Source organism: Hydrogenophaga pseudoflava NBRC 102511 (genome assembly GCF_001592285.1).
In the GTDB taxonomy this organism is placed as follows: domain Bacteria; phylum Pseudomonadota; class Gammaproteobacteria; order Burkholderiales; family Burkholderiaceae_C; genus Hydrogenophaga; species Hydrogenophaga pseudoflava.
This window is the reverse complement of record NZ_BCWQ01000011.1, coordinates 157,379-171,764: the sequence shown is the minus strand read 5'-3', so window position 1 is coordinate 171,764 and position 14,386 is coordinate 157,379. Positions and strand designations below refer to the sequence as shown.

Here is a 14,386-nt window from a genome sequence, read left to right as displayed (position 1 = left end):
TTGGTGGTCAGGGGCCGAGAAGGGCGCCGAGCTGGTTGCTCAGCACCCTGGCCGCTTCATCCCATGAAACGGCAACCCCTATTGTAGAAAGATCGACCGTCTGCAGGCCTGCATAACCACATGGGTTGATGCGCCAGAAGGGCTGCAGGTCCATGGTCACGTTCAGAGCGACACCGTGGTAGGTGCAGTGCCGGCTGACCTTGATGCCCAGCGCTGCAATCTTGCCCAGGCCGGTGAAATCGGGTTCTGGGGCTGGTGAACCTTGCGTGCGTTTCTGCGGCCGCTGCGGCAAAGGGGTATGGCCGGTTGGGTCGCCCAGCCGCACGTAGATGCCGGGGGCGCCCGCAACACGGTGGCCAGTCACACCGAAGTGGGCCAGCGTGCGGATCACCGCCTCTTCGATGCGGTAGACGTACTCCTTCACGAAGTAGCCCGCGCGCTGCAGATCGATCAGCGGATAGGCGACGACCTGGCCATGGCCGTGGTAGGTCACCTGGCCACCGCGGTTGGTCTTGACGACCGGAATGTCGCCCGGCGCCAGCAGGTGGTCATCCCTGCCCGCCAGGCCTTGCGTGAACACGGGTGGGTGCTCGCAGATCCACAACTCGTCGGGTGTCTGTGCCGACCGCGATTCGGTGAAGGCCACCATGGCGTCGAAGGTGGGCGCGTAGTCCACGCGCCCCAGCGGTCGGACGATCATGAGCGGATCAGAGGACGACCTTGACCATGGGGTGGGTGGTCAGGGTGCGGTACACCTCGTCCAGCTGCTCCCGGCTGGTGACGTACACCGTGAGCGTCAGGCCCAGGTAGTTGCCGGCCTTGCTCGGACGGTGTTCGATCGTGGCCTCGTCGAAGCCGGGGTCGAAGGCTTGCGCCACCGCAACCATGGCCGAGACATAGCCCTCGACGTTGGCCCCCATCACCTTGATAGGAAATCGGCAGGGGTACTCGATGAGCGACTGTTCTGGCGGAATGTCTCGTGGCAGGTCCATGGGGCGTGCGCAGCACGGGCTCGGCCCTGGCTGCATCAAAGTGAGAATTTTTCAGATCGTCCTTCGGCGCATGTGCTGGCGGGCACGGGGCCAGCAGAGGTCTGCCCGAGGGACGCGCACCATTATGGTCGCGCGCGTCAAGTCCTTGGTCAGCGCAGAACGATTGACGTTGGTTTGGGGTTTCTACGTATAATGAGAGGCTTTGCGAACCTTCGCACACCTGTAAACCGTTTGTAATCTGCCATGCCGACAATGCCCGGGCCCGACAAAGACGGGCAGCCATTGCCGGCCGATCAGACAGAGGCCAAATCGGGGCACGGATGGGAAGATGGGGAGCAAGAACCCGAATTCAAGCCACTGACGCGTGAACAGGCGCATCAGTGGCGCGCTGGTCAGCCGGAACTATCTGTCTGGCGTCTGGTGGGGGTGCAGGTGCTGGTGGGGGCGATGTCGGGGTTGCTGGTCTGGCTGTTTTTGCGCCAGATGTCGCTGGCTCTGTCGGTGCTCTACGGCGCGGCTTCGGTGTTCATTCCGACGGCATTGATGGCCTACGGTCTGACCTCCAGTGCGTTGTCCCGTCTGATGCCGGGACATTCGCGGGCCACGTTCGCTGGCTTCCTGTTGTGGGAAGGGGTCAAGGTGTTGCTGGTGGTGGCCATGCTGTGGTCGGCGCCGGTGCTGGTCCCTGATCTCAGTTGGCTGGGTTTGCTGGCCGGGTTGGTTTTGACGCTGAAGGTGTACTGGTTTGGGCTGTGGTTCCAAACCAGGCGCCCACATTAATTTCCGTTGATTGGTGCAACGAACATGGCTGCTGAAGGTATCGGTCCTACCCCTGGCGAGTACATCCGCCACCACCTGACCCATCTGACGAACCACAAGCAAGGGTTCATCGTTGACTTCTCGGTGATCAACATCGACTCCGTGGTTTTCAGTTCGGTGCTGGGCGCCTTTGTCTGCTTCATGCTGTGGCTGGCGGCGCGCAAGGCGCATGCGGGCGTGCCGGGGCGCTTTCAGGCCGCAGTGGAGATGCTGGTCGAGATGGTCGACAGCCAGGCCAAGGGTGTGATCCACAACGCCAACAGCCGCAAGCTGGTCGCCCCGCTGGCGCTGACTGTGTTCTGCTGGATCTTCATGATGAACTTCATGGACATGCTGCCGGTGGACTTGCTGCCCCGCCTGTGGACCGAGTACTACGCAGCGACCGGCCACGATCCTCATCACGCCTACCTTCGGGTAGTGCCGACCGCCGATCTGTCGACCACGCTGGGTCTGTCCGTCTCTGTGCTGCTGATGTGCCTGTTCTACAACATCAAGATCAAGGGCCTGGGTGGCTGGGCGCACGAGTTGGTGACGGCTCCCTTTGGTACTTCCAAAAATCCTGTTTGGGCACTGCTGCTGGGCGTGACCAACTTCCTGATGCAAATGATCGAGTTCGTGGCGAAGACGGTTTCGCACGGCATGCGGTTGTTTGGCAACATGTTCGCGGGTGAACTGGTGTTCATGCTGATTGCGCTGCTGGGTGGTTTCGCCGCCTTCTCGCTCTCGGGTGGACTTTTCTTCGTCGGACACTTGATCGCAGGCACGGTGTGGACCTTGTTCCACATTCTGGTCATCACCTTGCAGGCGTTCATTTTCATGATGCTGGCCCTGATTTATCTGGGTCAAGCGCATGACGCTCACTAAGTTGCGCGGTTTCACCTCGCTCTCTAGTTCTTTCGGTTCCTTCCTTTCTTTTCAACTCTCAATCTCTTAAGGAGTCATCATGGAAAACGTTCTGGGTCTGGTTGCTCTGGCTTGCGGTCTCATCGTCGGCCTGGGTGCCATTGGCGCCTCTATCGGTATCGCCCTGATGGGTGGCAAGTTCCTGGAATCCTCCGCTCGCCAACCCGAGCTGATGAACGACCTGCAGACCAAGATGTTCATTCTGGCCGGTCTGATCGACGCCGCCTTCCTGATCGGCGTGGCCATCGCTCTGCTGTTCGCCTTCGCCAACCCCTTCCAGCTGGCTGCTTAATGGGTCTTGCTGCCGTGCGCGGCGGCATGCGGTGGGGCGATGAACATCGTCCCCTCCTTCCGGATGTCGTCGGTGCCGCAGCAATTGCGTCTCCACTCCCGTTCACACACAGAAAGGCGTTGCGATGAACATCAATGCAACCCTCTTTGCGCAGGCCATCGTCTTTGCGATCCTGGTGTGGTTCACGATGAAGTTCGTGTGGCCCCCGATTGCCAAGGCGCTCGATGAGCGTGCGTTGAAGATTTCCGAAGGTCTGGCCGCTTCCGAGAAGGCCAAGTCCGAACTGGCCGTGGCCAACAAGCGTGTCGAGGCTGAGTTGAGCCAGTCCCGCAACGAGGCAGCCACCCGTCTGGCCGACGCCGAGCGCCGTGCACAGACTGTGATCGAGGAAGCCAAGGCCCGTGCGACGGAAGAGGCTGCCAAGATCGTCGCCGCCGCCCGTCAGGAAGCCGAGCAGCAGGTCGTCAAGGCCCGTGAAGCCCTGCGCGAGGAAGTCGCCGCGCTGGCCGTCAAGGGTGCCGAGCAGATTCTCAAGCGCGAAGTCAACGCCGGTGTTCACGCCGAGTTGCTGGGGCGCCTGAAGACCGAGCTCTGACCCCAGGCCCACGTTCCGATTGAACCCCGGCATACGAAGGTAGAACATGGCCGAAATCGCCACCATTGCCCGTCCCTACGCTGACGCCCTGTTCAAGGCCGCTGGCGCCGATGCTGCGGGCGTTGCCTCTTGGCTCGACGAGTTGGCTGCTGTTGCTGGTAACGAGCAGCTGCGCCAGTTCGCCGAAGCGCCTCAGTCTTCGCCGACCCAGGTGTTCGACGTCATCACCGGCGTGCTCAAGAACGCGCTGCCGGAGATGGGCCAGAACTTCCTGCGCACGGTGATCGAGAATGGTCGCGTCGCGGCGCTGCCTGAAATCGCTGCCCAGTTCCGCGTGCTCAAGAACGCCCAGCAGGGCCGCTTTGATGCCGTGGTCTACAGCGCCTTCGACATCGAACCGTCTGCTCTGGCCGAGTTGTCGGGTGTGCTGGAGAAGCGCTTCGGGCGCCAGCTCAACCTGCAAGTCCAATTGCAGCCCGAGCTCATCGGTGGCGTGCGTGTGGTGGTGGGTGACGAAGTGCTGGACACCTCCATCAAGGCCCGCCTGGAACAAATGAAAGTAGCGCTGACGGCTTGAAGCCGTCTGCCCCGCCGCTCGGACGCGACCTCATCCCAATTAACGAAAGAAGGAAAGAGTCATGCAGCTCAATCCCGCCGAAATTTCTGAACTGATCAAATCCCGCATCCAGGGTCTGGGCGCGTCCAGCGATGTGCGCAACCAGGGCACCGTGGTGTCCGTCACCGACGGTATCGTTCGCATCCACGGCCTGTCGGACGTGATGCAGGGCGAAATGCTGGAATTCCCGGCCAACAAGGACGGCGTACCTTCCTTCGGTCTGGCCCTGAACCTCGAGCGCGACTCCGTCGGCGCCGTGATTCTGGGTGAGTACGAGCATATCTCCGAAGGCGACACCGTCAAGTGCACGGGCCGCATCCTGGAAGTGCCGGTGGGTCCCGAGTTGGTGGGCCGCGTGGTCAACGCCCTGGGTCAGCCGATCGACGGCAAGGGCCCCATCAACGCCAAGATGACGGACGTGATCGAGAAGGTCGCTCCTGGCGTGATCGCACGCAAGTCGGTGGACCAGCCGGTGCAGACCGGTCTGAAGTCGATCGACTCGATGGTGCCCGTCGGCCGTGGCCAGCGCGAGCTGATCATTGGCGACCGCCAGACCGGCAAGACCGCTGTGGCGATCGATGCGATCATCAACCAAAAAGGTCAGAACATGACCTGTGTGTACGTCGCCATCGGCCAGAAGGCGTCGTCCATCAAGAACGTGGTGCGCGCCCTGGAACAGGCCGGCGCCATGGAGTACACCATCGTGGTCGCCGCCTCGGCTTCCGAGTCCGCCGCCATGCAGTACCTGTCGGCCTACTCCGGCTGCACCATGGGCGAGTACTTCCGCGACCGCGGCCAGGACGCCCTGATCGTGTACGACGACCTGTCCAAGCAGGCCGTGGCCTATCGCCAGGTCTCGCTGCTGCTGCGCCGTCCGCCGGGCCGCGAAGCCTACCCCGGCGACGTGTTCTACCTGCACAGCCGCCTGCTGGAGCGCGCCGCCCGCGTGAACGCCGACTACGTCGAAGCTTTCACCAAGGGTGAAGTCAAGGGCAAGACGGGTTCGCTGACCGCACTGCCGATCATCGAAACGCAGGCCGGCGACGTGTCCGCTTTCGTGCCGACCAACGTGATCTCGATCACCGACGGCCAGATCTTCCTGGAAACCAACCTGTTCAACGCCGGTATCCGTCCCGCCATCAACGCCGGTATCTCGGTGTCGCGCGTCGGTGGTGCAGCCCAGACCAAGCTGATCAAGTCGCTGTCCGGCGGTATCCGTACCGACCTGGCCCAGTACCGCGAGCTGGCTGCGTTTGCGCAGTTCGCTTCCGACCTGGACGAAGCCACCCGCAAGCAGCTGGACCGCGGCGCCCGCGTGACCGAACTGCTCAAGCAGGCCCAGTACAGCCCGCTGCCCATCAGCCTGATGGCCGCTTCGCTGTTCGCGGTGAACAAGGGCTTCATGGACGACATCGATGTCAAGAAGGTGCTGGCCTTCGAAGGCGGTCTGCACGCTTTCCTGAAAGACAAGCACGCTGCGCTGGTGGCCAAGCTCGACAACGACAAGGCCATGGACAAGGACGCTGAAGCCCAGCTGCTCGCCGCCATCGCCGATTTCAAGAAGACCGGTACCTACTGAACCGTCCATTGACGAGCTAAGGAGCAGCAATGGCAGCAGGCAAGGAAATTCGCGGCAAGATCAAATCGGTGGAAAACACCAAGAAGATCACCAAAGCCATGGAAATGGTGGCCGCTTCCAAGATGCGCAAGGCGCAGGACCGCATGCGTGCGGCCCGGCCTTACGCCGAAAAGGTGCGCCAGATCGCTGGCAACCTGAGCAAGGCCAACCCCGAGTACACGCACCCCTTCATGGAGACCAACGACGCCAAGACCGCCGGTTTTGTCGTCGTGACCACCGACAAGGGCCTGTGCGGTGGCATGAACACCAACGTGCTTCGCGCGCTGACCAACCAGCTCAAGGACTTCCAGGGCCGGGGCGTTGGCGCGGAAGCCGTGGCCATCGGCAACAAAGGCCTGGGTTTCCTCAACCGCATCGGTGCGAAAGTGGTCTCCAGCGCCGTCGGCCTGGGCGATACCCCCCACCTGGACAAGCTGATCGGCCCGGTGAAGGTGCTGCTGGACGCGTACACCGAAGGTCGCATCAACTCGGTTCACGTGTGCTACACCCGCTTCATCAACACGATGAAGCAGGAAGCCGTGATCGAGCAGCTGCTGCCTCTGTCGGCCGCTGACCTGCAGGAAGGCAACAAGGGTCGTGACTGGGACTACGTCTACGAACCCGACGCGGCCACCGTCATCGACGAGCTGCTGTTGCGCTACATCGAAGCCCAGGTCTACCAAGCTGTGGCGGAAAACATGGCGTCCGAGCAGTCGGCCCGCATGGTGGCCATGAAGGCTGCCACCGACAACGCCGGTAACGTCATCAGCGAACTCAAGCTGGTCTACAACAAGACCCGCCAGGCCGGCATCACGAAAGAGCTGTCGGAAATCGTGGCCGGCGCTGCGGCGGTCTGACCCCGGCGCTCAACTGAAATCTAGAGAAACTCAAAGGTACACATCATGTCTCAAGCACAAGGCAAGATTGTTCAGTGCATCGGCGCCGTCGTGGACGTGGAATTCCCCCGCGACCAGATGCCGCGCGTTTACGACGCCCTGAAGATGGAAGGTTCCGCACTGACGCTGGAAGTCCAGCAGCAGCTCGGCGACGGCGTGGTCCGCACGATTGCACTGGGTTCGTCCGACGGTCTGCGCCGCGGCATGGTGGTCACCAACACCAACGCCAACATCACCGTGCCGGTGGGCAAGGCCACCCTGGGCCGCATCATGGACGTGCTGGGCCAGCCCATCGACGAGCGCGGCCCGGTCGACCAGAGCCTGACCGCTCCAATCCACCGCAAGGCCCCGGCCTACGACGAACTGTCCCCCTCGCAAGAGCTGCTGGAAACCGGCATCAAGGTGATCGACTTGGTCTGCCCGTTCGCCAAGGGTGGCAAGGTGGGTCTGTTCGGTGGTGCCGGTGTGGGCAAGACCGTGAACATGATGGAGCTCATCAACAACATCGCCAAGGCGCACAGCGGTCTGTCCGTGTTCGCTGGCGTGGGTGAGCGCACCCGTGAGGGCAACGACTTCTATCACGAGATGGCCGACTCCGGCGTCGTGAACCTGGAGAACCTGGCTGAATCGAAAGTGGCCATGGTCTACGGTCAGATGAACGAGCCCCCGGGCAACCGTCTGCGCGTGGCCCTGACCGGTCTGACCATCGCCGAGTCCTTCCGTGACGAAGGCCGTGACGTGCTGTTCTTCGTGGACAACATCTACCGCTACACCCTGGCCGGTACCGAAGTGTCCGCCCTGCTGGGTCGCATGCCGTCCGCCGTGGGCTACCAGCCGACACTGGCCGAAGAAATGGGCCGCCTGCAAGAGCGGATCACGTCCACCAAGGTCGGCTCGATCACCTCCATCCAGGCCGTGTACGTGCCGGCCGATGACTTGACCGACCCGTCGCCCGCCACGACCTTCGCCCACCTGGACTCCACCGTGGTGCTGTCCCGTGACATCGCTGCGCTGGGTATCTACCCCGCCGTGGACCCGCTGGACTCCACCAGCCGTCAGCTGGACCCGCTGGTCGTGGGTCAGGACCACTATGAAACCGCCCGCGCCGTGCAGGGCACGCTGCAGCGCTACAAGGAACTGCGCGACATCATCGCCATTCTGGGCATGGACGAACTGGCGCCGGAAGACAAGCTGGCCGTGGCCCGCGCCCGCAAGATCCAGCGTTTCCTGTCGCAGCCGTTCCACGTCGCTGAGGTGTTCACCGGCTCGCCCGGCAAGTACGTGCCGCTGTCCGAAACCATCCGCGGCTTCAAGATGATCACCGCCGGTGAGTGCGACCACCTGCCCGAGCAGGCCTTCTACATGGTCGGCACCATCGACGAGGCCTTCGAGAAGGCGAAGAAGGTCGCCTGATGGCGCAGGGCGCCGTCCGCCGGCGCCCGCCCACCGAGCCACCTTTTCCCTTTTCACAGGAGTCAATATGAGCACCATCCACGTCGATGTGGTCAGCGCCGAAGAGTCCATCTTCTCCGGCGAGGCCAAGTTCGTGGCCCTGCCGGGTGAGGCGGGTGAACTGGGCATCCTGCCCGGCCACATTCCGCTGATCACGCGCATCAAGCCCGGTGCCGTGCGCATCGAAAAAGCCGACGGCGGCGAAGAGTTCGTGTTCGTGGCCGGCGGCATTCTGGAAGTGCAGCCCAACTGCGTGACCGTGCTGTCGGACACCGCCATCCGCGGCCACGACCTGGACGAGGCCAAGGCGAGCGAGGCCCGCAAGGCCGCCGAAGAGGCTGTCAAGAACGCCAAGAGCGACATTGATCTGGCCAAAGCCACCTCGGAGCTCGCGGTCATGGCGGCGCAGATCGCGGCGCTGCGCAAGTACCGTCAGAAAAAGTGATCTGCCCCGCGGACGCCTCATGAAGAAAACCGGCATCAGCCGGTTTTTTTTTGTCGCCCTGTGGCCTGTCGGGGATGCTGGTGAAATCATCTCCACTCTGAATTCCGGACGCCCATGCCCATGTCCTCGATTTCCGAACGACCGGACCTGCCGCCTCAAGAGGTGGCCGCCCGCCTGCTCGTCACGCCTTCGGCCCTGGATGACCTGAAGCTGGCCGATGCCAAGCGGGTGGTGGGTTACATGAAACCGCAGCTGATTTCCGCGGGGACGGTCTTCATCCACGAGGGGGAGCTGCGCGGCAACGACTACATGATGCTGATCCTGGAAGGCGACATTTCGGTCGAGAGCGAGATGCCCGGCGCCGATGGCAGCATGGTGGTCAACGTGATCGGTCCGGGGCATCTCATCGGTGAAATGGGGGTGCTGGACGGCTCGCCACGGTCGGCCACCTGCGCAGCCATCACCGATGTGGCGGCCGCCGTGCTGTCCCGGGCTGCATTGCGGCGCCTGCTCAAGGCCGACCCGGCGGTCGGGGCCCGCCTCTTGCTCGCGATCTCCAAACGCATGGCCGACCGCCTGCGCGAGACCACGCGCAAGCTGCGCACCTTCGCTCAGATGAACAAGGCCCTGCAGCAGGAGCTGCAGGTGGTGATGAACAGCCGCACCGGTCGCGGTGGCCGCAGTTCCGGGGAAGGCTGAGTCTCAGGCCCGAACCACCAGATCGGGCAGTTCGTTGGGGTTGGGCCCACCGGCCTGGGCCGGAAAAAACTCCACCAGCAGCGCCGACACTTCCTCCAGGGCCTGGGTCAGGCCGTCTTCGAAGGCCCCCTGGTGCAGCCGACCGGCCAGCCGGTCCACCATGGCCTGCCAGCGCGCCTGGTCGACCCGTGCACTCAGACCGCGGTCGGCCACCAGTTCGATCGACCGTTCGGCCAGCAGCAGGTAGATCAGCACGCCGTTGTTGTCCTGCGTGTCCCAGACGCCCAGCCGGCCGAACCAGCTCACGGCCCGTTCCCGCGCCAGCACGCGAACGGAGGTCTCGTTCCCGAGCCGCCAGAGGTAGGACAGCGGCAGGGCGGCCTCGACGCACAGGCGGATCTCGCCACTGTGGCGCGCCTCGCTGGCGGTGATGCGTCGGGACAGCCGATGCGCCATGTCGTCGGGAATCAGTCGGCGCGAATCGCGGCTGTCCAGCCAGCGGTGCCGGAGGATCCGAAACAGCTTGTTCATGGCCGTCACCAGCTGCCGGAGGCGCCGCCGCCACCGAAGTTGCCACCACCGCCCGAGCTGAAGCCTCCGCCGCCGCTCCATCCTCCACCATGGCTGCCCCCGCCGAAACCGCCGCCGCCCCAGTCGCCACCGCGTCGCCCGCGCCCTGACGATGGCATGGACGGCAGCATCTGGAGGAACAGCGCGGCGAGCATGGCGAGCAGGCCGGCGCCCACGGCGATCCAGACCACCGCAGTGAGCACCCAGGCGATGGCGCCCGCGCCCGCGCCGGTGAGCAGGGTGCCCAGCTTGTTGCCGAACAGGCTGCGCAGCACGGCCGAGAACATCGGCACTGCAAAGACCAGGAAGATCAGCAGGTCCATGGGCGCGAAGCCCGTCTCTTCAGCGCCACCCCCGGCCTCGGGCAGGGGCAGGTTCTCGCCGGACAGGCGGACCATGATCTGGTCGATGCCGGCTTCGATGCCGCCCGCGAAGTCGTTGCGGCGGAAGGCGGGCGTGACCGCCTGGTCGATGATGCGGCGGGCCACCAGGTCGGGAATCGCCCCCTCCAGCGTCTTGCTGGTGGCGATGCGCACCCGCCGGTCGTTCTTGGCCACCACGAACAGTACGCCGTCGCCCACGTCCTGTCGCCCGAGCTTCCAGGCATCGCCCAGCCGCTGGGTGTAGTCGGCGATGTCTTCGGGCTGCGTGGTGGGCACCAGCACCACCACGATCTGGGTGCCGCGCTGGGTCTCGAAAGTGGCCAGCCGGGACTCAAGCGCGGTCTGCTGGGCGGGGTCAAGCGTACCGGTCTGGTCGATCACGCGGCTGCGCAGCTCGGGCACGGGCAGCACGGCCTGTGCCCAGGCCAGCGCCCCCCACATTAGCCAGAGCACGCCCAGGCCGAGCGCGCGGACCCGGCGCAGCGTCATGGCTTGTTGAAGTCGACCTTGGGCGGCGCGCTGATGGCGGCCTCGTTCTCGACCTGGAAGCCCTCCTTGGTCTTGTAGCCAAAGACCATGGCGGTGAGGTTGGTCGGGAAGCTGCGGGTCAGCACGTTGTAGGACTGGACCGCTTCGATGTAGCGGTTGCGCGCCACGGTGATGCGGTTCTCCGTGCCTTCGAGCTGCACGCGCAGATCGGAAAAGCCCTGGTTGGCCTTGAGGTTGGGGTACTGCTCGACCACCACCATCAGGCGGCTGAGCGCGCTGCCCAGTTCACCCTGCGCGGCCTGGAACTTCGCCATGGCCTCGGGGTCGCTGAGCATCTCGGGCGTGACCTGGATCGACGTGGCCTTGGCGCGCGCCTCGACCACCTTGGTCAGCGTCTCCTGCTCGAAGTTCGCCTCGCCCTTGACGGTGGCGACGATGTTGGGAATGAGGTCGGCGCGGCGCTGGTACTGGTTGAGCACCTCGGCCCAGGCCGACTTGCTCTGTTCGTCCAGGCTCTGGAACTCGTTGTATCCGCAGCCGGACAGTGCGAGGGTGGCGGCGAGCACGAGGGAGGCGAGGGACAGACGGCGCTTCATGGTCACTCCTGCGGGGCAAAGACCTATCATAGTGCCCGCATTTGAGTCTCTGACCACGTCCCTGCACCCTCCATGCCCCGCCCCAAGTTCTCCCCCGGCACCGCGGACGACACCGAAGCCGCTTTCTACGAGGCCCTGCACCAGGGCGACCTGGAGCGCCTGATGGCCTGCTGGGCCGATGAAGAGGACATCGTCTGCGTGCACCCGGGCGGACAGCGCCTGGTCGGCCACTCTGCCGTCCGGGCGGCGTTCGAGGCCCTGCTGGCCAATGGCGGCGTGCGCGTGCAACCCGAGCGGGCGCGCCGCATCGACGCCGGTGGCTGCAGCGTGCACAGCGTGATCGAACGCATCGAGGTGATGAGCGACGACGGACCGGCACACGCCTGGGTGCTGGCCACCAACGTGTATGCCAAGACCGTGCACGGCTGGCGCATGGTGGCCCACCACGCCAGCCCGGGCAGTCGCAACGAGCCGGCGGACGCCCTGAGCACGCCGCCGGTGCTGCACTGAGCATGGCGGCCCCAGCTTTCGACTACACGGCTCCCTGGTGGCTGCCGGGTGGCAACGCCCAGACCCTGTGGGCAGCGCTGTTTGCGCGGCGCCATGCGGGTGCCGCCCCGCAATGGCGGCGGGAACGCTGGCAGACCCCCGACGGCGACTTCGTCGACGTGGACACCACCACCCACGCGGCGTCGCCGGATGCGCCTCTGCTGGTGCTGTTCCACGGGCTGGAGGGCTCCTCGGCCAGCCAGTACGCGGTGGCCTTTGCCGACTTCGCAGCCCGCGAAGGCCTGGTGCTGGCCGTGCCGCACTTCCGGGGCTGCTCGGGCGAGCTGAACCTGGCACCGCGCGCCTACCACTCGGGCGATTTCCAGGAAATCGACTGGATGCTCCGCCGCTTCGCCACCACACACCCGGGGCGCCCGCTGCTGGCGGCCGGGGTGTCCCTGGGGGGCAACGCGCTGCTGCGCTGGGCCGGCGAGATGGGCACCGAGGCCGGGCGCACGGTGCGGGCGGTGGCCGCCGTCTGTTCGCCGCTGGATCTGGCCGCGGGCGGTCACGCCATCGGGCGCGGCTTCAACCGGCTGGTCTACACCCGCATGTTCCTCTCCACCATGGTGCCCAAGGCGCTGAAGAAGCTGGAGCAGCACCCGGGCCTGTTCGACCGCGAGGCGCTGCTGGCCGCGAGCGACCTCTACCAGTTCGACAACCTCTTCACCGCACCGCTGCACGGCTTTCGCGACACCGACGACTACTGGGCCCGCGCGTCGGCCAAGCCGGTGCTCAGCGACATCCGCGTGCCGGCGCTGGCGCTCAATGCGCTCAACGACCCTTTCGTGCCCGCCGACTCCCTGCCCACACCGCGCCAGGCCGGTCCCCAGGTCACGCTCTGGCAGCCGGCGCAGGGCGGGCACGTGGGATTTCCCGTGTCCCTGCCGCCCCTGGGCCTGCCCGGCCACGTGATGGCCATGCCGGCGGCGGTCGGTCACTGGCTGCTGGCCCACCGCTGAGGACACCCCGTGGACGACATCGTCAAGGCCGCGCTCGCCAAATGGCCCAACGTGCCCGACTGCCATGGCTGGCTGGGGCTGGACGCGCGTGGCGACTGGTACATGCGCGACGACCGCTGCCAGCGCGCCGGCCCCTTCGCCGCTGAACCAAGCGAAGGCGTGGCGCCGGTCAAGGGCTCGCGCCTGCTGCACGACAAGCTGATCGCCTTCATCGGCCGCAACTACATGCCCGACGAACAGGGCCGGTGGTTTTTCCAGAACGGACCGCAGCGGGTCTATGTGGAACTCGAAGCCACACCCTGGATCTGGCGCCTGCAGCCCGACGGCTCGGTGCTGGCCCACACCGGTGCGCCGGCCGGCGCCGTGGAGCGCGCCCTGCTGGACGAGGCCGGGCGCCTGTACCTCGTGACCGCCCTCGGCCTGGGCCTCGTGCACACCAGCGACATGGCGCAGGCCGCCGACCAGGTGGAGCAGGGTCTCTGGCAGCCCGAGCCGGTGGCGGCGGACAGCATGCCGCAGCGCTGGGCGTTCGTGAGGAGCCCGCAGCGCGCCCTGGGGCCGGGCCCCTGGGCCTGAGCACGGCGCGGGCAACAAAAAAGCCGGTCAAGTGACCGGCTTGTTCGTGGGGCGCTGCGTCTTACTTGACAGCGGCCAGCATGTACTCGACGGCGGCCTTGATGTCGGCGTCGGAGGCGGTGGAACCGCCCTTGGGCGGCATGGCGTTCTTGCCCTTGATGGCGCTGGTGGTCAGACCGTCCAGACCCAGGCCGACGCGGGCCGACCAGGCGGCCTTGTCGCCGAACTTGGGCGCACCGGCCACACCGGCGGCGTGGCAGACCGAGCAAGCCTGCTTGTACAGAGCCTCGCCAGCACCGGCGACAGGCACGGCCGCAGCAGCGGGCGCGGCGGCCACCGGGGCGGCAGCGGGCGCAGCCGTGGGAGCGGCTTCAGCGGCCGGAGCAGCCGCGGCGTCGGCTGCTGCCGGGGCCTGCGGCTCGGCGAACTTGCCGCCGGCGGCATTCGCCAGGTGGACCACGGCGCGACCGATCTCGACGTCGCTGAACGCGCCACCACCCTGGGCACCCATGGCATTCTTGCCCTTGAGGGCCGAGTTCAGCAGGGCCTCATAACCGGTGGCGATGCGGGGGGCCCAGGCGGCGGCGTCGCCGAACTTGGGAGCACCGGCGGCGCCGGTGGCATGGCAGGCCGAGCACTGGGCGGTGTAGACCGCTTCGCCAGTGGCCAGCGGACGGTTGGCGTCGCGCAGCTCGACCGAGCCGATCTTCTGGATGCGCATGGCCGTGGCCAGCTCGGGGTCGACCGCGCCGGCGGCCGGCTTGGTGTCCGAGGTGACGTAGTACACCAGGCCGATGATGACGAAAACGGGTGCCACGAAGAAAAAGAACGACGTCCAGAGCAACTGGGCGGGGGTTTTGATCGGGCCGGTGTGGGAGTCGTGCGCGTGGTCGCTCATGGGTTCCTCGGATGGCGAGTCGGTCTGTTGGGGGTG

The 14,386-nt window shown here is 65.5% G+C and carries 19 protein-coding genes; 13 read left to right on the top strand and 6 right to left on the bottom strand.

The features are described from left to right. Positions 1 to 7: 7 nt before the first annotated feature. Together lipB and HPS01S_RS14815 are read right to left on the bottom strand one after the other, a co-directional pair. On the bottom strand, positions 8 to 700 hold the full coding sequence (lipB, locus tag HPS01S_RS14820; RefSeq protein WP_066157643.1) for a lipoyl(octanoyl) transferase LipB: 693 nt from the start codon (positions 698 to 700) through the stop codon (positions 8 to 10). Between the two features lie 7 nt (positions 701 to 707). Then, on the bottom strand, positions 708 to 992 hold the full coding sequence (locus HPS01S_RS14815; RefSeq protein WP_066157640.1) for a YbeD family protein: 285 nt from the start codon (positions 990 to 992) through the stop codon (positions 708 to 710). Between the two features lie 243 nt (positions 993 to 1,235). Here HPS01S_RS14815 and HPS01S_RS14805 point away from each other — a divergent pair, with 243 nt between their 5' ends. The 10 genes from HPS01S_RS14805 to HPS01S_RS14760 all read left to right on the top strand — a co-directional run bounded on the left by HPS01S_RS14805 (position 1,236) and on the right by HPS01S_RS14760 (position 9,327). Beyond that, positions 1,236 to 1,772 (top strand): ATP synthase subunit I, encoded by a 537-nt coding sequence (locus HPS01S_RS14805; protein ID WP_066157635.1) that lies wholly within the window; start codon positions 1,236 to 1,238, stop codon positions 1,770 to 1,772. 24 nt (positions 1,773 to 1,796) lie between these two features. After that, complete coding sequence (gene atpB, locus HPS01S_RS14800; RefSeq protein WP_066157634.1) at positions 1,797 to 2,675, top strand: F0F1 ATP synthase subunit A; 879 nt, start codon at positions 1,797 to 1,799, stop codon at positions 2,673 to 2,675. A gap of 79 nt (positions 2,676 to 2,754) precedes the next feature. Further along, complete coding sequence (gene atpE, locus HPS01S_RS14795) at positions 2,755 to 3,006, top strand: F0F1 ATP synthase subunit C (protein ID WP_066157632.1); 252 nt, start codon at positions 2,755 to 2,757, stop codon at positions 3,004 to 3,006. Positions 3,007 to 3,130: 124 nt separating this feature from the next. Beyond that, entirely contained in the window at positions 3,131 to 3,601 is a 471-nt protein-coding gene (locus tag HPS01S_RS14790) for a F0F1 ATP synthase subunit B (RefSeq protein ID WP_066157630.1), read from the top strand. Between the two features lie 46 nt (positions 3,602 to 3,647). Then, complete coding sequence (locus HPS01S_RS14785; RefSeq protein ID WP_066157626.1) at positions 3,648 to 4,178, top strand: F0F1 ATP synthase subunit delta; 531 nt, start codon at positions 3,648 to 3,650, stop codon at positions 4,176 to 4,178. A 61-nt stretch (positions 4,179 to 4,239) separates the two neighbouring features. Further along, complete coding sequence (gene atpA / locus HPS01S_RS14780; RefSeq protein WP_066157623.1) at positions 4,240 to 5,796, top strand: F0F1 ATP synthase subunit alpha; 1,557 nt, start codon at positions 4,240 to 4,242, stop codon at positions 5,794 to 5,796. A 29-nt stretch (positions 5,797 to 5,825) separates the two neighbouring features. After that, positions 5,826 to 6,692, top strand: coding sequence for a F0F1 ATP synthase subunit gamma (gene atpG, locus HPS01S_RS14775; protein WP_066157621.1), 867 nt, complete (start codon positions 5,826 to 5,828; stop codon positions 6,690 to 6,692). Positions 6,693 to 6,737: 45 nt separating this feature from the next. Continuing rightward, the gene (gene atpD, locus HPS01S_RS14770) at positions 6,738 to 8,144 is read left to right on the top strand and encodes a F0F1 ATP synthase subunit beta (RefSeq protein ID WP_066157619.1); all 1,407 of its coding nucleotides are present in this window, start codon (positions 6,738 to 6,740) and stop codon (positions 8,142 to 8,144) included. A 67-nt stretch (positions 8,145 to 8,211) separates the two neighbouring features. Next, positions 8,212 to 8,628, top strand: coding sequence for a F0F1 ATP synthase subunit epsilon (locus HPS01S_RS14765; RefSeq protein ID WP_066157615.1), 417 nt, complete (start codon positions 8,212 to 8,214; stop codon positions 8,626 to 8,628). A gap of 120 nt (positions 8,629 to 8,748) precedes the next feature. Next, complete coding sequence (locus HPS01S_RS14760; protein WP_066157769.1) at positions 8,749 to 9,327, top strand: Crp/Fnr family transcriptional regulator; 579 nt, start codon at positions 8,749 to 8,751, stop codon at positions 9,325 to 9,327. 3 nt (positions 9,328 to 9,330) lie between these two features. Here HPS01S_RS14760 and HPS01S_RS14755 read toward each other — a convergent pair whose 3' ends face one another. The 3 genes from HPS01S_RS14755 to HPS01S_RS14745 are packed head-to-tail and all read right to left on the bottom strand — an operon-like array spanning position 9,331 to position 11,365. Next, positions 9,331 to 9,858 carry a TPM domain-containing protein gene (locus HPS01S_RS14755; protein ID WP_066157610.1) on the bottom strand — a complete coding sequence of 176 codons (528 nt, stop codon included), beginning with the start codon at positions 9,856 to 9,858 and terminating at the stop codon, positions 9,331 to 9,333. A gap of 5 nt (positions 9,859 to 9,863) precedes the next feature. Then, the gene (locus HPS01S_RS14750; protein WP_066157606.1) at positions 9,864 to 10,769 is read right to left on the bottom strand and encodes a TPM domain-containing protein; all 906 of its coding nucleotides are present in this window, start codon (positions 10,767 to 10,769) and stop codon (positions 9,864 to 9,866) included. Continuing rightward, positions 10,766 to 11,365, bottom strand: a complete 600-nt coding sequence (locus HPS01S_RS14745) for a LemA family protein (protein ID WP_066157602.1) — start codon at positions 11,363 to 11,365, stop codon at positions 10,766 to 10,768. Before HPS01S_RS14745 ends, HPS01S_RS14750 begins: the two co-directional genes overlap by 4 nt. Before the next feature lie 72 nt (positions 11,366 to 11,437). Between HPS01S_RS14745 and HPS01S_RS14740 the strand changes: the two genes are divergently transcribed. The 3 genes from HPS01S_RS14740 to HPS01S_RS14730 are packed head-to-tail and all read left to right on the top strand — an operon-like array spanning position 11,438 to position 13,452. Further along, the gene (locus HPS01S_RS14740) at positions 11,438 to 11,875 is read left to right on the top strand and encodes a YybH family protein (protein WP_066157599.1); all 438 of its coding nucleotides are present in this window, start codon (positions 11,438 to 11,440) and stop codon (positions 11,873 to 11,875) included. Positions 11,876 to 11,877: 2 nt separating this feature from the next. Further along, positions 11,878 to 12,876, top strand: a complete 999-nt coding sequence (locus HPS01S_RS14735; protein WP_066157597.1) for a YheT family hydrolase — start codon at positions 11,878 to 11,880, stop codon at positions 12,874 to 12,876. A 9-nt stretch (positions 12,877 to 12,885) separates the two neighbouring features. Next, a complete protein-coding gene (locus HPS01S_RS14730) occupies positions 12,886 to 13,452 on the top strand; it encodes a DUF2946 family protein (RefSeq protein WP_066157593.1) in 567 nt (188 codons plus the stop codon). 61 nt (positions 13,453 to 13,513) lie between these two features. Here HPS01S_RS14730 and HPS01S_RS14725 read toward each other — a convergent pair whose 3' ends face one another. Further along, on the bottom strand, positions 13,514 to 14,350 hold the full coding sequence (locus tag HPS01S_RS14725; protein ID WP_066157590.1) for a c-type cytochrome: 837 nt from the start codon (positions 14,348 to 14,350) through the stop codon (positions 13,514 to 13,516). Positions 14,351 to 14,386: the final 36 nt, after the last annotated feature.